Below are 21,899 nucleotides of genomic sequence, written 5' to 3' on the forward strand. Positions count from 1 at the left end.
CGTGGCCCTGCGACGGGTGCTGGTGCGGGCGGCGTGGCTGTTCGCCAGCCTGCTGCTGGCCTCGTTCCTGATCTTCGTGGTGGCCAACGCCCTCCCAGGCGACATGGCCCAGATCATCCTCGGCTCCAACGCGGCGCCGGGTGAGGCGGAGGCGCTGCGGGAGCGGCTCGGCCTCAACCGCCCGTTCGGGCTGCGGTACCTCGAGTGGCTCTGGGGCGTGCTCCGGTTCGACTTCGGCGCCTCATACATCAGTGGCCGCGCCGTCGCGCCCCTGATCGCCGCGCGCCTCGAGGTGACGCTTTCGCTGGCCATCCTGGGCATGCTCGTCGCGGTGCTGGTGGCGGTTCCGGTGGGGGCGTACGCGGCGGTCCGACGGCGCCACGCCGACGGAGCGGCCGTTTCCGCCCTGTCGCAGGTGGGGCTGGCCGTGCCCGCCTTCTGGGCCGGCATCTGGCTGGTGATCATTTTCGCGATCCAGCTGCGCTGGCTACCCGCCGGCGGTTACGTGTCGTACTGGGACTCCGTCGGCGAGTGGCTCACGCGGCTCGTCCTGCCTGTCGTCTCGCTTGCGCTGGTGCAGGGCAGCGTCATCTCGCGCTACGTGCGCTCGTCGGTGATCGAGGTCATGCAGGAGGACTACTTCCGCACAGCCCGCGCCGTCGGCTGGTCCAGGGCCGGGGCCCTGTTCCGGCACGGGCTGCGTAACATCGCCATCTCGCTGCTGACCGTCATCGGCCTCCAGTTGGCGACCTTGCTGGTGGGCGCCATCATCATCGAGCAGGTCTTTGCGCTGCCGGGCCTGGGTTCCGCGCTGCTGCTGGCTGTGTCACAGCGTGACCTCGCCGTCGTGCAGGCCATCGTGTTGCTGTTGGTGTGGAGCGTGCTGGTGATCAACTTCTTGGTGGACGTCGCCTATCAACTCATCGATCCCCGGCTCCGACGTGCAGCGGACGCGGCATGAAGCGCGCGACGCTCTACACAGGTCTCGTCCTCATCGGCGCGGTGGTGATGTTCGCCGTGGTCGGCGTCTTCTGGACCCCGTACAACCCCACAGCGATGGTGGGCGAGCGGCTGGCTGAGCCCGGCTGGCCCCACCTGCTGGGCACGGACGGATTCGGCGCCGACATCTTCTCCCGCATCATCAACGGCGCGAAGATCGTGCTGCTCGTGGGCATCGTGTCGGTGGCCGGGGCCGCCGTCGTCGGCGTGCCGGCCGGGATCTTCGCCGGTATGAAGCGCGGGTGGATGGGGGAGATCCCCGCCCGCCTGGCCGACATCCTCTACGGCTTCCCGGCGCTGCTGCTGGCCATCCTGTTCGCCGCCGCCCTGGGCGGGTCGACCTGGACGGCGATGCTCGCGATCTCCATCGCCACCGTCCCCGCCTTCCTGCGCATCGCACGGGCCGCGACGTTACAGGTGATGTCGCAGGGCTACGTCGAGGCGGCCCGCCTCAGCGGCACCCCCGGCACGGCCGTGGCCGTGCGCCACGTGCTGCCGAACATCGCACCGGTGCTCGGGGTGCAGGCGTCAGTGAGCTTCGGCGTGGCGATCCTCGCGGAGGCCGGCCTCTCCTACCTGGGGCTCGGTTCACGGGCCTCCGAGCCCACGTGGGGCCGCATGCTGCGGGAGGCCCAGGACTACATCTTCAGCGAGCCCATCCAGGCGCTGTGGCCCGGCCTGGCGATCGCGGTCGCAACGCTGGGCTTCAACCTGCTGGGAGACGGTCTCCGCGACCTCCTCGACCCGCGGCTGACGGAGATCCGGTGAGTTACCTCGAGGTCACGGACCTGACAGTCACGTTCGGGCGACACCAGCGGAAGGCGGTCGACGGTGTGTCGTTCACCGTCGACGCCGCCGAGAGCCTCGGCATCATCGGCCAGTCCGGGTCCGGCAAGTCCGTCACCGCGCTCGCCATCATGGGCCTGCTGCCGGACCATGCCCAGGTCACAGGTTCCATCCGCCTGGACGGCCGTGAGCTGGTGGGCCTGCCCGAACGCGAATACCGGGCGTTGCGCGGCGACGACATCGCGATGATCTTCCAGGAACCCATGACCGCGCTGGACCCGACGATGCGGGTGGGCCGCCAGATCGGTGAGGTCGTGGCACTGCACCACGGCGACCGCCGTGGTCGGATCCGCCCCGAAGTCCTCGCCTGGCTCGGTCGGGTGGGCATCACGGAACCCGAACGCATCGCCGACTCGTTCCCGCACGAGCTCAGCGGCGGCCAGCGCCAGAGGGCCCTGATCGCCATGGCACTGGCCAACCGGCCCGGGCTGGTGCTCTGCGACGAGCCCACCACCGCCCTCGACGTGCTCGTCCAGCGCCAGATCCTCGCCCTGCTCGCCGAGCAACTCGAGGGACGCTCCGCGATCTTCGTCTCCCATGACCTCGCCGTCGTGCGGCAGATCGCCGCCCGCGTGATCGTGATGCTGGACGGACGCATCGTCGAGGAGGGGCCCATCAGCTCTGTGATCGCCGAGCCACAGCACCCCTACACCAAGGGCCTCATCGCCTCTGCGCGCATCGACGCGGTGCCCCCCGGCGAGCGGCTGCCCTCCGTGGCCGATTTCTACCGGGCGGAGGAGGCATGAGCATCGTCGAACTCCGTGGCGCGGCCGTGACCTACCGACGGGCCGGCCGGCCGTTCGTCGCCCTGCACCCGTCGGACGTCGTCGTCGCGCCGGGGGAGCGCGTCGGGATCGTGGGCGGGTCCGGCTCCGGAAAGACGACCATGGCCAGGCTGATGCTCGGCCTCGTGCCGCCGTCGGAGGGGGACGTGCTGTTCGACGGCCGCTCCATCGTCGGCCTCCCGGAACGGAAACGCGGCTGGCTGCGGGCCTCCGCCTCCATGGTGTTCCAGGACCCGAACTCCTCGCTCAACCCACGGATGAAGCTGCGCGACATCGTTGCTGAGCCCCTGAGGTCGCCGGTGCTGCGGGGGAGGGGCGATGTGCCTGAACCCGCCGTCGAGGTGGTGGCCCGGGCCCTGGAAGGCGTCGGGTTGAGCGCCGAGACGTTGGACCGGTTCCCGCACCAGCTCTCGGGCGGTCAGCGCCAGCGGGTGGCGATCGCCCGCGCGCTGATCTCTGATCCCGCCTTCCTCGTGGCGGATGAGCCGGTGTCGGCGCTGGATGTCTCCGTGCGGGCCCAGGTGCTCAATCTGCTCACCGACGAAGTCCGGGAACGCTCGCTGGCGTTGGTGCTGGTCTCGCACGACCTGGCGATCGTACGCCACATGTGCGACAGGGTCCTGGTGGTGGAGCGCGGCCACATCGTCGAGGAGGGCGCTGTCGCCGATGTGCTGGGCAACCCGCAGCAGCCGTACACCCGGGCCCTGGTCGACGCCACCCTGACGTTGTAGGGGCCCCGCCGCTCAGGACGGGGCGATTCGCTCATGGCTGATTGGACGGGCGCGACCTCCACGGGTGCGGGCGCGTAAAGTGTCCCATCGTGAAGGCACTCCTCCTTGAGAACATCCATGAAGACGCCGTGAAGTCCCTCGAAGCCAAAGGCTTTGAGGTGGAGCTTCGCCCCAGCGCCCTCGCAGAGCGCGACCTTGTCGCGGCGCTCGACGGCGTCGACTACCTCGGCATCCGGTCTCGCACCCACGTCACCCGGAAGGTGCTCGAAGCGGCGCCCCAGCTGAAGTCGATCGGCGCCTTCTGCATCGGCACCAACCAGATCGACCTCGAGGCAGCCACAGAGCTCGGTGTCGCCGTGTTCAACGCGCCTTACTCCAACACCCGCTCGGTCGTCGAACTCGCCATCAGCGAGATCATCGCGATGGCGCGGAGGCTGACGGACCGCAACCGCGACATGCACAACGGTGTCTGGGACAAGTCCGCCGTCGGTTCGCACGAGGTGCGTGGCCGCACCCTGGGCATCGTGGGCTACGGCAACATCGGCTCGCAGTTGTCGATCGTCGCCGAGGCGCTGGGCATGCGGGTCCTGTTCTACGACGTCGCCGACAGGCTCGCGCTGGGTAACGCCCGTCGCGTCGAGAGCCTCGACGCCCTGCTGGCCCAGGCCGAGACGATCTCGGTGCACGTGGACGGCCGTTCGGAGAACAAGGACCTGTTCGGCGCGCAGGAGTTCGCCAAGATGCGCCCCCGCTCGCTGTTCCTGAACCTGTGCCGCGGCCACGTCGTCGACCTCGACGCGCTCCACGACTCGCTGGTCTCCGGGCACCTGGCGGGCGCTGCGGTCGACGTCTACCCGACGGAGCCCAAGAGCAAGGACGAGCCCTTCGTGTCGAAGCTGCAGGGCCTCAGCAACGTGATCCTGACCCCGCACGTCGGTGGTTCCACGCAGGAGGCGCAGGAGGACATCGGGCGTTACGTGGCCGGCAAGATCAACGACTACCAGAACGCCGGCTCCACGTCGATGAGCGTCAACCTGCCGGAGGTCGCGGCCGGTCCGGTGCGCGAGCGTCGCATCGTGCACCTGCACCACAACGTGCCCGGCGTGATGGCCCGCCTGAACTCCCTGCTGGCCAAGCACGACATCAACATCCTGTCGCAGACGTTGTCGACGAAGGGTGCGCTGGGCTACGCCATCACCGACATCGCCGCGGCGGATGTCAACGGGCTGCTCACCGAGCTCGAGGCGCTCGACGAGACGCTGCGCGTCCGAGTGCTCTGATCAGCTGAGGTAGCCGAGGACGGCGTCGTGGAGGAGCCCGTTGGTGGCGAGTGCACCAGGGCCCTTCACGCCGTCCTCGCCGCTCAGGTTCGTGAAGCGGCCGCCGGCCTCGCGCACGATGATGTCGAGGGCCGCCATGTCGTACAGCTCCAGATCCGGCTCCGCCGCCACGTCGACGCACCCCTCGGCCACCAGCATGTAGCTCCAGAAGTCGCCGTAGGCGCGGGTGCGCCACGACTCGCGCATGAGGTCGATGAATCCCTGGCCCTTGCCTGAATCGACCCACTCCGCGATGTCCGAGTAGGACAACGACGAGTCCGCGATGTTCTCCACCTTGCTCACCCGCAGTTCGGTGGCGTTGAGGATGGAGCGGCCGGTGTAGGCGCCGCCACCGGACGTCGCCCACCAGCGCCTCCCCAGGGCGGGCGCCGACACGACGGATGCGACGATGTGACCCTCGACCTCGAGCGCGATGAGCGTGGCCCAGACCGGGACGCCGCGCAGGTAGTTCTTGGTGCCGTCGATGGGGTCGATGATCCAGCGCCGTGGGGAGTCGCCGCTGTCGGCGAACTCTTCGCCGTGCACCGCGTCGCGGGGGCGGGTGCGTGCCAGGGTGCGGCGGATGGACTCCTCGACGGCGGTGTCGGCTTCGGTGACCGGGGTCGCGTCCGGCTTTGACCGGACCTGGAGGTCCAGCGCCTTGAACCTGCTCATAGAGAGCGAATCGGCGTCGTCGGCCATGAGATGTGCGAGGCGCACGTCGTCGGTGAGGTCCTTTGTCTGTGCCATGGCACCACCGTAGCGGCAACCGCTAGATGAACGCCGCTTCCATCCGGCGGAAGGACGCGAGCCGCTCCTGAGAGAGCCGCCCGTCGGCCACGGCATCGTCGAATGCGCAGTCCACAGCCCCAGTCTCGTGCTTGCAGCCCCTCGCGCAGTCCTCGGCGAACTCCCTGAGATCCGGGAAGGCGCCCACCAGCGACTCCGGGGAGACGTGCATGATGCCGAACGAGCGCACCCCGGGGGTGTCGATGATCCACCCGCCGCCGGGGACCTCCATCGCCACCGCGGAGGTTGACGTGTGGCGACCCTTGCCCGTGAGTTCGCTCACCTCTGCCGTGGCGCGGTTCGCATCAGGAATGAGGCGGTTCACCAGTGTCGACTTTCCCACGCCCGAGTGACCCACGAACACCGTCACCCTGTCCTGGATGGCTTCCCGGATCTGCGTCAGGTCCGCGTCCGGCTCCGTGACGACGATGGGCACGCCGAGCGGTTCGTAGGCGCGCTTCAGTTCGTCCGGCGAGGCGAGGTCTGACTTCGTCAGGCAGAGGACCGGCCTGATCTTGGCGTCGAAGGCCGCCACCAGGATGCGGTCGATCATGCCCGTCCGCGGAGGCGGATCAGCCAACGCGGTCACGATGAACAGTTGATCGGCGTTGGCGACGATGGGGCGCTCGAAGGAATCCACGTCGTCCGCGCTGCGGCGCAACACCGTGGAGCGCTCGATCACCTCGACGATGCGGCTGAGGCTGCCCTCGTCGCCGGTGACATCGCCGTCGAGGCGGACGTCGTCGCCGACGATGATGCCGCCCTTGCGGTTGATGAGGCGGCCACGCACCGCGGTGACCGGACGGCCCTCCAGCAGGCAGCGGTAGCGCCCGCGGTCCACGGAGATCACCCGCGCGACGGGGAGCGCCGAGTAGTCCGGGTGTTCCTTGGTGCGGGGACGGGTGCGGCGACGAGGCCTGTCGAAGTCCTCGACGTCGCGGTCGTGTTTGTCCCAGCGGCTGCTCAACCGACCAGCCTCGCCCAGTCCTGCGGGAAAGCCGGCATCGTCTTGGAGACGCACTGCAGGTCCGTCACGGTGATGCCCGGCTGCTTCAGTGCGACCAGGGCGGCGAAGTGGACCATCCGGTGGTCGGCGTAGGTCTCGATCTCGGCCCGGTTGAGCCCGGTGCCGCCCTCGATGGTGAGGCCGTCGTCGGTCTCCTCGGCCCGGATGCCGAGCTTGCGGAGTTCCGAAACCAGCGCAGCGAGGCGGTCCGTCTCGTGGCCCCGGATGTGCGCCACGCCGCGTACGCGGGTGGTGCCCTCTGCCAGGGCCCCCAGCGCGGCGATGGACGGTGTCAGCTCCGACGCGGTGGTGAGGTCAACGTCGATCCCCTGCAGCTGCGAGGGGCCGGTCACGGTGACCTTGTCCCCGCGATGCTCGACGGTGGCGCCCATGCGTTCGGCGACCTCCAGGAACAGGGCACCCGGTTGCAGCGACTGCTGCGGCCAGCCGGGCACGGTCACCTGCCCGCCGGTGGCCGCGGCCGCCGCGAGGAACACCGAGGCGTTGGTGAGATCCGGCTCGATGGTGGTGTCGCGGGCCTGGATGCTGCCCGGTGCCACCACCCAGGTGCGCTCGTCAGGCTCGCTGACGGCGACACCCCGGTCGCGCAGCATCTGCGCGGTCATGGCGATGTGCGGACGTGACGGCAGCGTGCTCCCGGTGTGGCGGATGGTCAGCCCCTGCGGCAGCAGCGCGCCGATCAACATCAGGCCGGAGACGAACTGGCTGGACCCGGAGGAGTCGATCACCGCCTCTGACCCCAGCGACGCGGGCGGCACCATCCGGAACGGGATGGCGTCCGCCGAGATGATGGCGCCGAGCTGGCGCAGGCCGTCCAGCAGGGGCCCCATGGGGCGCTCCGAGGCGTGCGGGTCTCCCACGAAGGAGCTGGGTCCGTCCGCCAACAACGCGATGGGTGGCACGAAGCGCATCACGGTGCCTGCCAGGCCGCAGTCGATGTTGGCTGCACCGCGGAAACGGACCGGCGGGGTGACGCGCAACGCGTCGCCCCGGGCCTCGAGGGAGACGCCCAGCGCGCGCAGCGCGTCGATCATCAGCTGCGAGTCACGCGAGTCGAGCACGCCGCGAAGCGTGCTGGGCCCGTCTGCGAGGGCAGCAAGAACCAGGGCGCGGTTGGTTTCCGACTTGGAACCGGGAACGATCAGTTCCCCGATGACGGGGGTGGAGGCGGAGGGAAGCGAATGGCTGGTCAAGGAGTGACAGCCTCGAGCTTCTTACCGATCCTCTTCGCCTGCTTCCGGGCCTTCCGGCTCACGTCGTTGCTCAGGGCGGAGACCTTCTTCTCCGTGACCTTGGCGGCGTGCGCGGAACGCCAGCCGAGGCTGGGCCTGCCCTGCAGGTCCTGCGTGGCGAGCACCGCGGCTCCGAGGAGGGCCGCATTGCGCAGCATCTCCGGACGCGCATGCTCCTTGGCCTCCTTGGTGGCCTGCTTGGCGGGCATGGAGATGGCGAGGTTCAGGACGCTGGCCTTGGCGAGCATGGCCGCGCCGAGGCGACGGCCGATGCCGGTGGCGAACATGGCGCCGCCCACGATCTGGGCCACCCCGGAGATGCGCACCCACGTCTCGGCCTTCTCGGGCACGTAGGACGCAAGGTCGGCCGGCACGATGCGCTGCACGAGCGGCGTGAAGGTGTGGGTGAACGCTTCGGCATCTGGCGCGGTGTCGGCAGGCTTGGTGACCGCCTTGACACCTTCTGAGATGAAGTAGCTGGCGAACAGGCTTCGGGCTACGAATCGCAAGAGACTCATGGAGCAACCCTACTAGCCTTGCTGTCATGTGTGGACGGTATGCGGCGACGGCTCATCCCAGTGAACTGGTGGAAGAGTTCGAGATCTCCTTCATCGACGAGGAGATGGCCGAGGTGGCCACCCCGCGTTTCAACATCGCGCCCACCGACGTGGTGCCCGCCGTCGTCGACAGGGCGGAGGATGGCGGGGTCACCCGGAAGCTGGTGCCGCTGAAGTGGGGGCTGGTGCCGAGTTGGTCGAAGTCGCCCGACGGTGGCGCGAGGCTGATCAACGCCAGGGTGGAGACGGTCGCCGAGAAGCCGTCGTTCCGGAAGGCCGCCGCCGCTCGCCGCTGCCTCCTCCCGGCCCTGGGGTACTACGAATGGCGCTCCGAGGACGTGGCGGGGGAGAAGAAGCCAGTCAAGCAGCCGTACTTCCTCAGCCCCCCGTCGGGGCTCATGGTGATGGCCGGGCTCTACGAGTTCTGGAAGGGACCGGACGGCTGGCTGTCCACAACGACCATCATCACCACCGAGGCGACGGATGAGCTGGGCTGGGTGCACGACCGGATGCCCATGGTGGTGCCGCGCGACAGCTGGGACGACTGGCTGGACCCCGCATTCACGGATGCCCAGGCCGCCGTGGCGATGTTGACCGCACCGCTGGACCTGGGGCACCGGAAGGTGTCGCGGACGGTGAACAAGGTGGGGACCGAGGGACCCGAACTGATCGAGCCGGTCAGCTGAACGTGAGGATGTTGTCGAACACCCACGTGTCGCTCTGCGTGAACGCGTAACCGCCGGTTGCTCCGGGCGTGGCCGCGTACACCGTCGTCAGCGTGGAGGAACGGCGGGCGCCGCGGCCTGTGCGGGCGGTGCGCACGAACGGCTGCTTCACCGGCGGGGTCGTCGCGGCGGGCTTCGGGGCGGTCGATGGGGGCTCTGCACCGACGCAGGGCACTGGGCTCGGCTCTGCCGGGGAGGTCGGTTTGGCTGATCCGGGTCCGGCGGGGAACACTGGGCGGGTGCTGCAGGTAAAGGACGTCGAAGTGCGCGCGGGAGCGCGTTTATTACTGTCCCCGGTGAGTTTCCAGGTGATCAACGGTGACCGGATCGGCCTCGTCGGCCGCAACGGTGCCGGGAAGACCACCCTCACCAGGATCCTGGCCGGAGAGGGCCAGCCGGCCGGCGGCGCCGTCACCCGCGCCGGGCAACTCGGCTACCTGCCGCAGGACCCGCGCTCAGGCGACCCCGAGCAGCTGGCCCGCGACCGGGTGCTGGGCGCCCGCGGTCTAGACGTGGTGGTGCGCCGGATGCGCAAGGCTGAGGAGAGCATGGCCACCGCCGAGGGTCGGGTGCGCGACGACGCCATGGAGGCCTACAGCCGCGCCGAGGCCGCGTTCGTCGCCGCCGGCGGCTACGCCGCTGAATCCGAGGCGGCCCGCATCGCGGCCAACCTCGGGTTGCCCGATCGAATCCTGGCGCAGCCCCTCAAGACCCTGTCCGGCGGGCAGCGTCGCCGCATCGAGCTGGCTCGCATCCTCTTCTCAGACGCCGACACCCTGCTGCTCGACGAGCCCACGAACCACCTGGACGCGGATTCCGTCGTCTGGCTGCGCAGCTACCTCCAGGGTTTCCCCGGCGGCCTCATCGTCATCTCCCACGACACCGAACTGCTCGACGCGGTGGTCAACAAGGTCTTCCACCTCGACGCCAACCGGGCAGAACTCGACATCTACTCGATGAACTGGAAGCGCTACCTCATGCAGCGCGAGACCGACGAGCGTCGCCGCAAGCGCGAACTCGCCAACGCCGAACGCAAAGCCGGCCAGCTGATGATGCAGGCCGACAAGATGCGGGCCAAGGCCACCAAGGCGGTCGCCGCGCAGAACATGGCGAAGCGCGCGGAGAAGCTCCTGGCCTCCGTCGAGGGGGAGCGGCAGGTGGACGCGGTGGCCAAGATCCGGTTCCCGGAGCCCGCCCCGTGTGGCAAGACGCCGCTGCGCGGCTTCAACCTCAGCAAGTCCTACGGATCGCTCGAGGTGTTCACCGCCGTCGATCTTGCCATCGACAAGGGCTCGAAGGTGGTCATCCTCGGCCTCAACGGCGCAGGCAAGACCACCATGCTGCGGCTGCTCAGCGGCATGGAGGAGCCGACGGCGGGCCGCGTCGAACTGGGCCACGGCGCCAGGGTGGGCTACTACGCGCAGGAGCACGAGACGCTCGACGTCAACCGCAGCGTGCTGGACAACATGGTCTCGGCCTCGCCCAACCTCGGCGACACCGAGGTGCGCAAGGTGTTGGGCTCCTTCCTCTTCACCGGCGACGACGTGGCCAAGCCCGCCAAGGTGCTCTCCGGCGGCGAGAAGACCCGTCTGGCGCTGGCCATGCTGGTGGTCTCCGCGGCCAACGTGCTGCTGCTCGACGAGCCGACCAACAACCTCGACCCCGCGTCGAGGGCCGAGGTGCTCAACGCGATCAGGACCTATGCCGGGGCGGTCGTCCTGGTCACGCACGACCCGGGGGCGGTGCATGCGCTGGAACCGGACCGGGTGCTGATCATGCCCGACGGCGTGGAGGACCTGTGGACCGATGACTATGCCGAATTGATCGATCTGGCCTAGAACGTTCACACTTTCTGTTCATTCGCTCGCAATCCGGGCACTGTGCCTGGCTCATCTGATGCGCGGGTCTAGGGTGAAGTCGTGGCGAGAATCAAGTTTGGTACCGGCGGATGGCGTGCGATCATCGGCGACGAATTCATCCGTAGCAACGTTCGACTGCTGTGTGGGGCACTCGCGCAGCGCATCAGGGAAGAAGGGGCGGCGGACACCGGCATCGTGATCGGTTATGACCGCCGTTTCCTCTCGGATGTCGCCGCCCACTGGGCCGCGGAGGTGTTCGCGGGCGAGGGCATCCGCACGCAGGTGATCAAGGTGGCGCAGGCGCCCACCCCGATGATCATGTGGACCGTCAAGGACCAGGGCCTGCCCTACGGGATGGCCATCACCGCCTCCCACAACCCCGCGCTCTACAACGGCATCAAGGTGTTCACCGCCGGCGGCAAGGACGCCGACGAGGAGATCACCCAGGACGTCGAACGCCGGATGGGGCTGCTCGAGGGCGAAGGCGAGGACGCCATCGGCCACATCGCCTATGAGAAGGCACTCGACGCCGGGAAGATCACCGAGATCAACCCCTTCAACGGCTACATCGACTCCATCGTCGAGCAGGTCGACATGCTGGCGATCAAGAGGGCGAACCTGAAGATCGCCCTGGACCCCATGTTCGGTGTGTCCAAGACGTCGCTGCAGACCATCCTGATGACGGCCCGCGCCGACGTCGAGATCATCCACGACAGGCACGACACCCTCTTCGGTGGCCGCATGCCGTCGCCCACCAGCGCGACGCTGGAGTCCCTCAAGCGCTACGTCCTCGACAACAAGTGCGACCTGGGCATCGCGACGGACGGTGACGCCGACCGCATCGGCGTGATCGACGACAAGGGCAACTTCCTCCACCCCAACCAGTTGCTCGTGATCCTCTACTACTACCTGCTCAAGTACAAGGGCTGGAAGGGCGCCGTCGTGCGCAACGTGGCCACCACGTCGCTGCTCGACGATGTGGCCGAGCAGTTCGGTGAGCAGTCCTACGAGGTGCCCGTCGGCTTCAAGTGGATCTCCGGCAAGATGCTCGAGACCGACGCCATCATCGGCGGCGAATCCTCCGGCGGCCTGACCGTGCGCGGCCACATCTCCGGCAAGGACGGCATCTACGCCGCAGCGCTGCTCGTCGAGATGATCGCCGTGGTGGGCAAGCCCATGAGCCAGATCTACGAAGAGATCACCGGCCAGTTCGACCCGCACTACATGGCGGAGACGGACTTCAAGTTCCCGCAGGAGCGCAAGCCCGAGATCCTCAACACCCTCATCGTGGAGAAGAAGCTCCCTGAATTCACCGAGAAGGTCGTCGACGTGTCCTACCGCGACGGCGCGAAGGTGTACTTCGAGGACGGGTGGATCATCGCTCGCTTCTCCGGCACCGAGCCGCTGCTGCGCATCTTCTGCGAGCTCCCCTCGCAGGAGCGTGCCGAAGCCGCCTGCGAAGAGATGCGTGCCTTCCTGGGCCTCTGAGGTCAGTAGATCCGGCTGACGGTCGCCTCCCACGGCTCCATCACGGGGCCGCGGGGGCCGCCCAGCACCGGCACGATCGTGCCCCGCACGTGCGGCCGCTTGATCTTGCGCCCCGTGGTGTTGCACTCGATCAGGAACCGCTGAGCGCCCAGCGTGCGCTGGTAGGCGAAGTAGTACTTCTTCTGCCGGTGGACCCACCGCAGGTCGCCCAGCGTGAGCGCGCGGAACTTCCGTCGCAGCGCGATCAGCGCGCGGTGCCACGCGAACACCGAATCCGGGTCCTCCATCTGCTCCTTCGCGGAGAATCCCGGTGTGGTGTCCGTGCCTGCCAACCACGCGGGGGCCTCGCTGAACCCGCCGTCGGGATCCCAGCGCATGGGAACCCTGGCGTGGTCGCGCGTGCCCGCGAGGATCTGCTTCCACGCCTCGACCTTGCTCATGCCCGCGGTCAGCAGATCCGCGTGCCGGTTGATCGACTCGACGTCGCGGAGTTGCTCGACGTCCTCGAAAGCGTGGTTGGTGGCACCCAGTTCCTGCCCCTGGAAGAGGAACGGCGTGCCGCGCATCGTGAGCTGGATGGTGGCCAGCATCTTGCCGATCGCCGTGCGCACGGCCGGGTCTGCCTCGCGGCCACCCCCGAACTTGGACAGCATCCGCGGGTTGTCGTGGTTGTCGAGGAAGACTGCGATCCAGTCGTTGGGGGCCAGATGCCGGTCGTAGGCGCGGTAGAAGCGCTTGAGGTACCAGAGCTTGTAGTCGTAGGTGTGCCACCTGGTCCGGCCGGGGTTGTCGAGCACGTCGAAGTTGAAGATGAGGTCAAGTTCGCCGCGCCCGTAACCGCTCAGCAGCCGCCCGAGTTCCATGCCGATGCCGGGGGTCTCGCCCACCATGATGCCGATCATGTCCGGGGGCAGTGGGTCGCCGAGCTCGCCGTCGGGCAGTTTCCGACGGGGGGTTGAGACCGGCGCCTCGCGGCGCGTGAACCCCTCCCGGCGCAGCCCCCGCAGGAACTCGTGGAGCCGCGGGCCGTAGAAGTAGTGCTCCACGCCGATGAACTCGAGCAGCTCGCCGATGAACGGATGCCCGTCCGGCAGCCCTGGCTTCTTGGAGATGTAGTTGATGACGTCCAGCCGGAAGCCGTCGATGCCGCGCTTCATCCACCACGTCACGATGTCAGCGACCTCGGCGCGCACCTCGTCGTTGTCCCAGTTGAGGTCCACCTGCCCCTCGGCGAAGAGCCGCAACGCCCAGCGTTCGGCCTCGGGGAACCAACGCCAGGCGGGGCCGGAGAAGAAGGAGCGCCAGTTGTTCGGCGGTTGGTCCGGGGAGCCCTTCTCGAGGAAGTAGTAGCCGCCGTACTTGCCGTCGGGGTCCTTCAGCGCCTTCTGGAACCACTCATGATGCGCCGAGGTGTGGTTGACCACGAGGTCGAGGATGATGCGCAGCCCGCGGTCGTGGCACTCGGCGATCAGCTCGTCGAGGTCCTCAAGGGTGCCCATCTCCTCCATGACGGCCCGGTAGTCCCGCACGTCGTAGCCCATGTCCTCGTTCGGGGAGTCGAACACGGGGGACAGCCACAGGCAGTCCACTCCCAGCTGCTGGAGGTAGTCGAGTTTGCCGATGATGCCGCGGATGTCGCCGACCCCGTCGCCGTTGGAGTCGGCGAAGGAGCGCGGGTAGACCTGGTAGAAGACCGCTTCGCGCCACCACGGCGTCGGGTCCGGGGCGCGGCCCCTGCGGGGGCGCTCCGTCTCGCTGTTGACCAGGCCGAGGATCATGTCCACCATGCCCGGACCGCTGATGCGCTCCGTCAGTTTCTCCACGACGCCGATGGGCAGGCCCGCGAAGAGGTAGATGAGGCGTCTGGGGAGGCCGGTCTGGAGGAAGAGCTTGTCCACGATGTCGCGCCCCATGGGGTGGCGGTAGAGGTCGTGGATGGTGCTGCGCTTAGTCAGCAGCCTGTACGACATGGCGCTCCTTCACTTCTCGCACCACGCGGGCGTAGAACTCTTCGTCCAGTGTGTACCTGGCCCGGAGGATGAGGTAGCTGACGGCCATCAGGATCATGGGGAGCACGAGCATCGACACCCGGATAGTGGTGGCGCCGCTGACGGTCACGTCTGCGGCGCTGGTGGCCTCGTCGATGCCGGAGATGATCACGGTCGCCCCCACCACGCCGCTGGCGATGGCGTTGCTGAGCTTGTAGATGAACGGCTGCAGCGAGAACGTGATGGATTCGTTGCGGCGGCCGAGCTTCCACTCGCCGTACTCAACGGAATCAGCGATGAACATCACCATGAGCAGCTGGATCGCGCCCTGACCGCTGAACAGCAGCACGCCGGCCGCCGCCACCAGCGGCAGCGAGGTGCCGGAGAAGAGGAACACGACGTAGCCGGCGAGGCACAGCACGGTGGCGAGCAGGTGGATCTGGCGGCGCTTCAGCACCCTGGAGACCAGTGGGAAGAGGGCGAGGGCGGCGATCTGCGTGACGCCGAGCACAGCCGCGAAAATGGGGTACGCGCCCTCGTCGTCGAAGATGTACTTGAAGTAGTAGAGGCCGAACGACGTGGTGGTGATGTAGCCGGCCATGTAGGCCACCATCGCCAACGTGACCCACATCAGCTGGTCGTTGCGGAAGATGACGGTGAAGAGCTCGCGCAGGGGGGTGGCTTCAGGCCTGGTGGTGACCCTCTCGCGCGTGAGGAGGAGGTTGAGCGACTGGAACGCCAACATGATCACGACCAGTGCCACGGCCAGTACGAACCAGGCGGTGCGCTCCGAGCCGAACACGTCGGTCAACCAGCGCGTGAGCGGTACCAGGCCGACGGCGATGGAGAACAGGCCGACGTTGGCGCAGATCCTGGCCACCACCCCGATGCGTTCGCGCTCCTTCTGATCACGCGTCAGCGAGGGCAGCATGGACCAGTAGGCGATGTCATTGATGGTGAACGCGATCTCCCACACCAGGTACAGGACGGTGAACAGGATCACGTAGTTCCAGCCGTCGACGCCGGTGTCGAAGAAGATCATCAGAGTGGCGATGCCCCAGAGCAGCCCGCCCCAGAAGATCCACGGCTTGAACTTGCCCCATCTGGTGTGGGTGTTGTCCACGATCACGCCCATGAAGGGGTCGTTGACGGCGTCGAAGATGCGCATCACCACGAGGATGACCGTCACGACGGCGAGCTGCGCGCCGCTGACGTCGAGCACGTCGGTGAGGTAGAACAGGAGGTACATCGACACCAGAGCTGCGACCATGTCCCGCCCCAGAGTGCCCAGGCCGAAGCCCCAACGGTTACGCGTCATTGTGGTCAACCCGGAAGCTGCCCTGGTCGGGGTCCAACGTCATGCTGCACACCCTAGTGACGCAGATGGGCCATAGACCCCGGAAAAGGGCCATGCTGCAACCCATTGGAACCCCCAAGTACCTCGTACGTAGTAGATCGAGAGCCTACTCCCACCGTTGAAGGGGCCAGCAGGGTCCGCCCACGGCCTCTGGCCGGTGTGTCTCAGGGCCGGGTCAGGCAGAGGACCGTCACGGCGATACTGCACGTGCCCGGGGCGACCTCCGCCGGGGAACCGTGAAAGGCGTTGGGGCCCATGGCGATGAGGTCGTGCGTCTGCTCGGCGGTGAGGTCTGCGGTGCGCTCGACCGTCGCAGTGCCGGCGTCCCAGCCAGGGAAGGCGGCGGTGACGGCTTCGGCCTTGTCCTCCGGCACGTCCAGTAGCCCGTGGCGTGCCCTGATCTCGCGGAGGTGGGTGGGGAGGGGCACCACCACGACCAGCCGGCCCCCGGGCTCGAGGACCCGCCCGAACTCCGCGGGGTTGCGGGGGGCGAAAACGCACAGCAGGGCATCGACGGCGCCGTCGGCCACCGGTAGCCCCACCCAGGTGTCCGCAACGACGGCCCCGGCGCGGGGATGGACGCGCGCGGCCCGCTTCGCGGCCGCGACGGAGACGTCGGTGGCGAGGCCCTGCGCGTCGGGTAGCGCGTCGAGGGTGTGGGCCAGGTAGTACCCGGTTCCCGCGCCCACCTCCAGGACCCGGGTGGCGCCCGCTGCCGCGTCGGCCACGGCGTCGGCGATGGGGCTGAAGAGGCCGCTGCCCAGGAAGCGGGCCCGGGCATCGAGCATGGCGGGCGTATCGGCGTTCTTCGGCGCGGCGTGGCCCAAGAGGTTGACGTAGCCCTGACGGGCGATGTCGTAGGTGTGGTTGCCCGGGCAGCGCAGGGCGCCGTCGTGCCGGTGGAGTGGCTGGTCGCAATGGGGGCAACTCAGCCAGTCGAGCGGGTGCGTCATCTGTGCTGCTCGTCGGCGCGTGGCAGGTCGACAGGGCTGACGACGCTGGCGGGTGCAGCCTGGGCCTTCTTCCGAGCCTTGCGACGATCGCGGATGTCGCCCCGGATGAGCACGACCAGGCCGATGACGCCGATCACCGTGAACGCGAACCACTGCAGCGCATAGGAGAAGTGGCTGCCCTCGTCCAGCGGCGGGGGGCCGAGGGGGGTGAGGCCGGACGAGTCCGCGGGGCTCGACTCGATCACGGACACGAAGCCGTTGACCAGCTCAAGACCCATGACGTCGCCGAGGACGTCGGAGTTGATCAGGCGGAGTTGGCCGTCGTGCGGGGTCATGGCGCCCACGTCGCCGCGCTGGTTGCGTTGCACGAAGCCCGTGATCGTGACGGTCCCGGTGGGCAGCGTGGGTTTCTCGGCCTCGGGTGCGGCGCCCTGGCGGGGCAGGAAGCCGCGGTTGACCAGCAGGTGGTCACCCTGGTCCGTCTCCAGCACGGCCAGGAACTCGGAACCGTAGACGCCGTCGAGCGAACGGTAACGGACCTGGAACTGCTGGGGCACGTACTCGCCCGTGGCCGTGACGCGGTACCACTGGTCGTCGTCGCCGATCTCGCCGGTCATCACGTCCGGGTAGGGCCGCACCTCCAGCGACTCATGGGCCACGACCGTCGCGTTGCGCTCGCGCCGTTGGTCGAGGCGGTCGAGCTGCCAACGGCCGAGCTGGACGAAGGTGAAGGCCAGCAGCACTCCGATCAATGTGATCGCGACGTAGCGGATGACCTGTGTGCGGGTCACGAATCGTCCTCCTCGAGGGTGCCCTTGACCACGTCACCTGTGGTGAGGGACTTGGCGTCGGCCGACGGTTCTGCGGGGGCAGGCGGGGGCGGCCGGTGGTCCACCTGGTTGGCCAGCAGCACCGCAGCGAGCGCGAGCACGGCCGCCAGCACCAGAGTGACGACCTTCCACCACCCCGGCACGATCAGGAAGGCCACGAACAGCGCCGTGCGCACGCCCATGGTGATCAGGTAGCGTTTCTGCCGCTCCGCCAGATCGAGGCTGCGACTTCGCCCGGCGCTGGTGATCAGCGCTGCGTCGTCCGTCTTGGCCATGCTTCGAGCATAGTCTCCGCCTCGCTTCGAACTCGAGTGGCTGCACGCGCGACCCGGGACACGGCGACAAGCCAGACTGCCGTCGGGTAAGTTGCTCTCCGTGGCTGAAGAACAAGGACGCGTAGTACTCATCACCGGCGGCTCCAAGGGAATCGGCCGGGCGATGGCCGAGGCATTCCGCGACGCCGGGTACCGCGTCGCAGCGACGTACCGCTCGGGCGGCGTGCCCGATGGCGTCCTCGGCGTCACCTGCGACATCACGGACCAGGGCCAGGTGGATCAGGCCTTCGACCACATCGAGGCTGAACTCGGCCCGGTCGAGATCGTCGTCGCCAACGCCGGCGTCACGAAGGACACCCTGCTGATGCGGATGTCGGACGACGACTGGAACGCCGTCATCGACACCAACCTCACCGGCACCTTCCGCGTCGTGCGGCGCGCCACGAAGAAGATGACGCGGGCCCGCTTCGGCCGGGTCATCCTCGTCTCCTCCGTGGTGGCCCTCCTGGGCTCGCCGGGACAGATCAACTACTCCTCGTCGAAGGCCGCGCTCGTCGGCATGGCGCGCAGCCTCACCCGCGAACTGGGCACCCGCAACATCACCTCGAACGTGATCGCGCCCGGCTTCATCGAGACCGAGATGACCGCCGTGCTCGGCGACGATCACATCGCCGACTACAACAAGCGGATCCCCGCGGGCCGGCTCGGCAGCGTCGACGACGTGGCCAGGGCCGCGCTCTTCCTCGCGTCCGACGGCGCGGGCTACATCTCCGGTGCCGTGCTGCCCGTTGACGGCGGCCTCGGCATGGGTCACTGAGGAAGGAACGGACAATGGGTCTGCTCGAAGGAAAGAACATCCTGGTCACCGGTGTGACCATGCGCACCTCGATCGCCTACGCGGTGGTCGACATCGCCCAGCGGGAAGGCGCCAACGTCGTGGTGTCCGCGGCCGGTCGCGCGGTCGGCCCCGCGCAGCGCGCCGTCGGCAAGCTCGATCCCGTGCCGCCGCTGATCGAACTCGACATCACGGACCCGGAGCACCTGGCGGCGCTGCCGTCCATGCTGGGCGAGCATTTCGAGGGCGGGCTGGACGGCATCGTGCACTCCATCGCCTACGCGGACCCGGAGAAGGCGCTCGGTGGCGCGTTCCTCAGCACCGACTGGGAGACGGTCGGCAACGCGATGCACATCTCGGCCTACTCCCTGCAGTCGCTGACCATGGCGGCCAAGCCCATGCTCAACCGCGGGGCAGGCGTCGTCGGGCTCACCTTCGACGCGCGTTACTCGTGGCCCTCGTACGACTGGATGGGCGTGGCGAAGGCCGCCCTGGAATCCACCTCGCGGTACCTCGCCCGCTACCTGGGCCCGGACGGCATCCGCGTCAACCTCGTGGCCGCCGGCCCCGTGGACACGGTGGCGAAGAAGGCCATCCCCGGTGCGTCGTCGTTCAACGACATCTGGGCCGAGCGGGCCCCGCTGTCGTGGGACGCCTCCGACGCGGTGCCCTCGGCGAAGGCCGTCGTGGCGCTGCTGAGCGACTGGTTCCCCGCCACCACCGGCGAGATGGTGCACGTCGACGGCGGGCTCCACTCAACCGGCGCCTGACACCGCGCGTCCCGCATCCCTGGGGATTCGTCGGCCGGTAGGGTTGGTGCCATGGCAACGGTGGCAGAACTGGCAGGCGTGACGATCAAGCGCGGCAACAATGTGCTCCTTGACCGCATCTCGCTGATCATCCACGAGGATGAGCGCTGGGTGGTCGTCGGGCCCAACGGCGCGGGGAAGACAACCCTGCTGCAGGTGCTCTCCGCACAGATGTACCCCAGCGACGGTGTCGTGGGGCTGCTCGGCGAAGTGGTCGGGGCGGTCGACGTGTTCGAACTGCGTCCCCGCATCGGGTTCACCTCGCTCGCGCTGGCGGAGCGGATCCCGGCGCGTGAAAAGGTGCGCGACGTGGTCCTGTCGGCCGCGTATGGCGTCCTCGGCCGCTGGCGCGAGGAGTACGACGTCTACGACGAGGCCCGGGCAGACGACCTGCTCGCCTCCCTGCGCGTCGACCAGCTCACCGGGCGCACCTTCGGCACCCTGAGCGAGGGCGAGCGCAAGCGCGTCCAGATCGCCCGGGCCCTGATGACGGATCCCGAGATGCTGCTCCTGGACGAACCGGCCAGCGGCCTCGACATCGCCGGGCGGGAAGCCCTCGTCGACACCCTCTCCGAGATCTGCCTCGACGAGGACTCGCCCGCCACCGTGCTGGTGACGCACCACCTGGAGGAGATCCCTGAGGGGATCACCCACGCCCTGCTGCTGCGCGACGGCCTCGTCGTGGCCTCCGGGCCGGTCGAAGCAACGCTGACCGACGAGCACCTGAGCGCCACCTTCGACATGCCGCTGACCGTCACGCAGCACGACGGACGCTGGGCCGCCCGGAGCCGGCGATGAACGAGTTCATGGACTGGTTCCGCGACAACCTCTGGGCCGGGTGGGGGCTGCTGGCCATGGGGCTGGCCGCCGCCGAACTCCTCACGCTCGACCTGACGTTGCTGATGCTCGCCGCCGGTGCGCTCACCGGCGGCATCGTGGCACTGGTGTTCCCGGGGCTCGTGTGGCTCCAGATCGCCGTTGCCCTGATCACCGCCGTCGCCACCCTCTTCCTGCTCCGGCCCACGCTGTTGGCCAAGGTGCGCGCATCCAAGGGCTACCGCTCCAGCCTCGACACCCTCGTCGGCTCCAAGGGCCGCGCCACCGCCATGGTTTCCGGGATCGCCGGCGAGGTGAAGGTGGACGGCCAGGTCTGGGAGGCCCGCTCCTTCGACCCGTCGATCACCATCGAGGCCGGTGAGGAGATCGAGATCTTCTCCATCGACGGCGTCACCCTCAGCGTCTATCCCAGTAACCGCCCGCTCACGCAGTAGCCACAGACACCATCTAAGGAAAAGCGATGCCTGACCCGTCACTGTTCATTCTCATCGGCGCGGCGGTGGTCGTCGTGCTGATCCTGGCCGCCACGCTGAAGATCATCCGCCAACAACAGGTGGCGCTCGTGGAGCGGCTGGGCAAATTCCGCAAGGCCCTCGAACCTGGGCCGCACCTCGTCGTGCCGTTCTTCGACCAGATCCGCTACACCCTCGACATGCGCGAGGAGGTCGTCCCGTTCCCGCCGCAGGGCGTGATCACCGAGGACAACCTGATGGTGTCGATCGACTCGGTCATCTACTTCCAGATCGTCGACCCGGTGCGCGCCGCCTATGAGGCACAGAACTACCGTGCCGCCATCGAACAGCTCACCATGACCACGCTGCGCAACATCATCGGCGGCATGGACCTCGAGGCGGCTCTGACCTCGCGCGAGGAGATCAACCAGCGGCTGCGCGCCGTGCTGGACGAGGCCACCGGCAAGTGGGGCATCAAGGTCAACCGCGTCGAGCTCCGCGCCATCGAGCCGCCGCCCACCATCCGTGACGCGATGGAGAAGGGCGCCCGCGCCGAGCGCGACAAGCGGGCCCAGATCCTGCTGGCGGAGGGCCAGCGGCAGTCGCAGATCCTGTCGGCAGGCGGTGACCGCGAGGCCGCGATCCTCCGGGCCCAGGGCGACCGCGAGGCTCAGGTGCTGCGCGCCCAGGCCGAGCGGCAGGCGGCCATGCTCCGCGCCGAGGGCGAGGCGCAGGCCATCACCAACGTGTTCGAGGCCATCCACGCCGGCCAGCCGGACCAGGCGCTGCTGGCGTACCAGTACATGCAGATGCTGCCGAAGCTCGCCAACGGTGACGCGAACAAGATGTGGATCGTGCCCAGCGAACTCAACGACGCGCTGAAGGGCCTCGGGCAGATCGCCGGCGGGGAGGCGCAGGACGTCCGCGACTACGTCTCGCAGGCCAGCACCCGGTTCCATGCGCCGAAGAAGGTCGACGTGCACGCGGAGATCGAGGAGCAGGCCGAGAAGGACAAGCAGCGCTCGGACGAGACGGTGCAGAAGGCCATCGCCGATGCGAGGGCCCTCGAACAGAACAAGCTTGCCAAGCTGCAGACCGCGGGCCGTCCCGCGCTGTCCCAGGCCGCCGACAGCCTCCCGCTGGGAGACCCTCAGCACATGGAGCAGCAGGCCGAGCAGGCCGACGAGCAGCTCTGAGGCGTTCCCC

At 68.3% G+C, this 21,899-nt stretch carries 23 protein-coding genes; 13 read left to right on the forward strand and 10 right to left on the reverse strand.

Translation table 11 applies throughout. The features are described 5' to 3' along the window. The first annotated feature begins 1 nt into the window (after position 1). From ACX1DX_RS02040 to serA, 5 genes are all read left to right on the forward strand, one after another. Positions 2 to 961: an ABC transporter permease gene (locus tag ACX1DX_RS02040; protein WP_370585969.1), complete on the forward strand. Its 960-nt coding sequence runs from the start codon at positions 2 to 4 to the stop codon at positions 959 to 961. Next, positions 958 to 1,767 (forward strand): ABC transporter permease, encoded by an 810-nt coding sequence (locus ACX1DX_RS02045; RefSeq protein ID WP_459397490.1) that lies wholly within the window; start codon positions 958 to 960, stop codon positions 1,765 to 1,767. Before ACX1DX_RS02040 ends, ACX1DX_RS02045 begins: the two co-directional genes overlap by 4 nt. Then, a complete protein-coding gene (locus ACX1DX_RS02050) occupies positions 1,764 to 2,591 on the forward strand; it encodes an ABC transporter ATP-binding protein (protein WP_459397491.1) in 828 nt (275 codons plus the stop codon). Before ACX1DX_RS02045 ends, ACX1DX_RS02050 begins: the two co-directional genes overlap by 4 nt. After that, the gene (locus ACX1DX_RS02055; protein WP_459397492.1) at positions 2,588 to 3,361 is read left to right on the forward strand and encodes an ABC transporter ATP-binding protein; all 774 of its coding nucleotides are present in this window, start codon (positions 2,588 to 2,590) and stop codon (positions 3,359 to 3,361) included. Before ACX1DX_RS02050 ends, ACX1DX_RS02055 begins: the two co-directional genes overlap by 4 nt. A gap of 89 nt (positions 3,362 to 3,450) precedes the next feature. Beyond that, complete coding sequence (gene serA, locus ACX1DX_RS02060; protein WP_459397493.1) at positions 3,451 to 4,641, forward strand: phosphoglycerate dehydrogenase; 1,191 nt, start codon at positions 3,451 to 3,453, stop codon at positions 4,639 to 4,641. Here the strand turns inward: serA and ACX1DX_RS02065 are convergent, their stop codons facing one another. From ACX1DX_RS02065 to ACX1DX_RS02080, 4 genes are read right to left on the reverse strand one after another with little or no spacing between them, the layout of a single operon-like run. Next, on the reverse strand, positions 4,642 to 5,430 hold the full coding sequence (locus ACX1DX_RS02065) for an inositol monophosphatase family protein (protein WP_182764851.1): 789 nt from the start codon (positions 5,428 to 5,430) through the stop codon (positions 4,642 to 4,644). 22 nt (positions 5,431 to 5,452) lie between these two features. Further along, on the reverse strand, positions 5,453 to 6,436 hold the full coding sequence (rsgA, locus tag ACX1DX_RS02070) for a ribosome small subunit-dependent GTPase A (protein ID WP_182764850.1): 984 nt from the start codon (positions 6,434 to 6,436) through the stop codon (positions 5,453 to 5,455). Beyond that, positions 6,433 to 7,689 carry a 3-phosphoshikimate 1-carboxyvinyltransferase gene (gene aroA / locus ACX1DX_RS02075; RefSeq protein ID WP_459397494.1) on the reverse strand — a complete coding sequence of 419 codons (1,257 nt, stop codon included), beginning with the start codon at positions 7,687 to 7,689 and terminating at the stop codon, positions 6,433 to 6,435. Before aroA ends, rsgA begins: the two co-directional genes overlap by 4 nt. Then, positions 7,686 to 8,246 (reverse strand): DoxX family protein, encoded by a 561-nt coding sequence (locus tag ACX1DX_RS02080; RefSeq protein ID WP_182764848.1) that lies wholly within the window; start codon positions 8,244 to 8,246, stop codon positions 7,686 to 7,688. The genes aroA and ACX1DX_RS02080 overlap by 4 nt, the downstream gene beginning before the upstream one ends. A gap of 26 nt (positions 8,247 to 8,272) precedes the next feature. Here ACX1DX_RS02080 and ACX1DX_RS02085 point away from each other — a divergent pair, with 26 nt between their 5' ends. Continuing rightward, a complete protein-coding gene (locus ACX1DX_RS02085) occupies positions 8,273 to 8,971 on the forward strand; it encodes an SOS response-associated peptidase (RefSeq protein WP_459397495.1) in 699 nt (232 codons plus the stop codon). Here ACX1DX_RS02085 and ACX1DX_RS02090 read toward each other — a convergent pair. Continuing rightward, complete coding sequence (locus ACX1DX_RS02090; protein ID WP_459397496.1) at positions 8,964 to 9,122, reverse strand: hypothetical protein; 159 nt, start codon at positions 9,120 to 9,122, stop codon at positions 8,964 to 8,966. The genes ACX1DX_RS02085 and ACX1DX_RS02090 overlap by 8 nt on opposite strands. A gap of 127 nt (positions 9,123 to 9,249) precedes the next feature. Here ACX1DX_RS02090 and abc-f point away from each other — a divergent pair, with 127 nt between their 5' ends. Further along, positions 9,250 to 10,848, forward strand: a complete 1,599-nt coding sequence (abc-f, locus tag ACX1DX_RS02095) for a ribosomal protection-like ABC-F family protein (protein WP_182764845.1) — start codon at positions 9,250 to 9,252, stop codon at positions 10,846 to 10,848. A gap of 81 nt (positions 10,849 to 10,929) precedes the next feature. Continuing rightward, the gene (locus tag ACX1DX_RS02100; protein WP_459397497.1) at positions 10,930 to 12,357 is read left to right on the forward strand and encodes a phosphoglucomutase/phosphomannomutase family protein; all 1,428 of its coding nucleotides are present in this window, start codon (positions 10,930 to 10,932) and stop codon (positions 12,355 to 12,357) included. 2 nt (positions 12,358 to 12,359) lie between these two features. On the opposite strand, the gene ACX1DX_RS02105 is transcribed toward ACX1DX_RS02100, so the two are convergent. From ACX1DX_RS02105 to ACX1DX_RS02125, 5 genes are all read right to left on the reverse strand, one after another. Then, a complete protein-coding gene (locus ACX1DX_RS02105; RefSeq protein WP_459397498.1) occupies positions 12,360 to 14,327 on the reverse strand; it encodes an alpha-glucosidase in 1,968 nt (655 codons plus the stop codon). Further along, complete coding sequence (locus tag ACX1DX_RS02110) at positions 14,305 to 15,663, reverse strand: glycoside-pentoside-hexuronide (GPH):cation symporter (RefSeq protein WP_459397499.1); 1,359 nt, start codon at positions 15,661 to 15,663, stop codon at positions 14,305 to 14,307. Before ACX1DX_RS02110 ends, ACX1DX_RS02105 begins: the two co-directional genes overlap by 23 nt. Positions 15,664 to 15,866: 203 nt before the next feature. Next, the gene (locus ACX1DX_RS02115; RefSeq protein ID WP_459397500.1) at positions 15,867 to 16,655 is read right to left on the reverse strand and encodes a putative RNA methyltransferase; all 789 of its coding nucleotides are present in this window, start codon (positions 16,653 to 16,655) and stop codon (positions 15,867 to 15,869) included. Then, on the reverse strand, positions 16,652 to 17,446 hold the full coding sequence (locus ACX1DX_RS02120) for an SURF1 family protein (protein WP_459397501.1): 795 nt from the start codon (positions 17,444 to 17,446) through the stop codon (positions 16,652 to 16,654). The genes ACX1DX_RS02115 and ACX1DX_RS02120 overlap by 4 nt, the downstream gene beginning before the upstream one ends. After that, on the reverse strand, positions 17,443 to 17,760 hold the full coding sequence (locus ACX1DX_RS02125) for a DUF3099 domain-containing protein (protein WP_076059333.1): 318 nt from the start codon (positions 17,758 to 17,760) through the stop codon (positions 17,443 to 17,445). The genes ACX1DX_RS02120 and ACX1DX_RS02125 overlap by 4 nt, the downstream gene beginning before the upstream one ends. 100 nt (positions 17,761 to 17,860) lie before the next feature. Here ACX1DX_RS02125 and fabG point away from each other — a divergent pair, with 100 nt between their 5' ends. Genes fabG through ACX1DX_RS02150 form a run of 5 tightly spaced genes read left to right on the forward strand, consistent with a single transcriptional unit; the run spans position 17,861 to position 21,889 of the window. Continuing rightward, positions 17,861 to 18,577, forward strand: coding sequence for a 3-oxoacyl-ACP reductase FabG (gene fabG / locus ACX1DX_RS02130; protein ID WP_459397502.1), 717 nt, complete (start codon positions 17,861 to 17,863; stop codon positions 18,575 to 18,577). Positions 18,578 to 18,591: 14 nt separating this feature from the next. Next, positions 18,592 to 19,365, forward strand: a complete 774-nt coding sequence (gene fabI, locus ACX1DX_RS02135) for an enoyl-ACP reductase FabI (protein ID WP_459397503.1) — start codon at positions 18,592 to 18,594, stop codon at positions 19,363 to 19,365. Between the two features lie 51 nt (positions 19,366 to 19,416). Next, positions 19,417 to 20,202: an ABC transporter ATP-binding protein gene (locus tag ACX1DX_RS02140; RefSeq protein ID WP_182764837.1), complete on the forward strand. Its 786-nt coding sequence runs from the start codon at positions 19,417 to 19,419 to the stop codon at positions 20,200 to 20,202. After that, a complete protein-coding gene (locus tag ACX1DX_RS02145) occupies positions 20,199 to 20,675 on the forward strand; it encodes an NfeD family protein (RefSeq protein WP_459397504.1) in 477 nt (158 codons plus the stop codon). The genes ACX1DX_RS02140 and ACX1DX_RS02145 overlap by 4 nt, the downstream gene beginning before the upstream one ends. Before the next feature lie 26 nt (positions 20,676 to 20,701). Beyond that, the gene (locus ACX1DX_RS02150; RefSeq protein WP_182764836.1) at positions 20,702 to 21,889 is read left to right on the forward strand and encodes an SPFH domain-containing protein; all 1,188 of its coding nucleotides are present in this window, start codon (positions 20,702 to 20,704) and stop codon (positions 21,887 to 21,889) included. The last annotated feature ends 10 nt before the right edge of the window (positions 21,890 to 21,899 follow it).

This window comes from Tessaracoccus zhenghani, assembly GCF_054552775.1.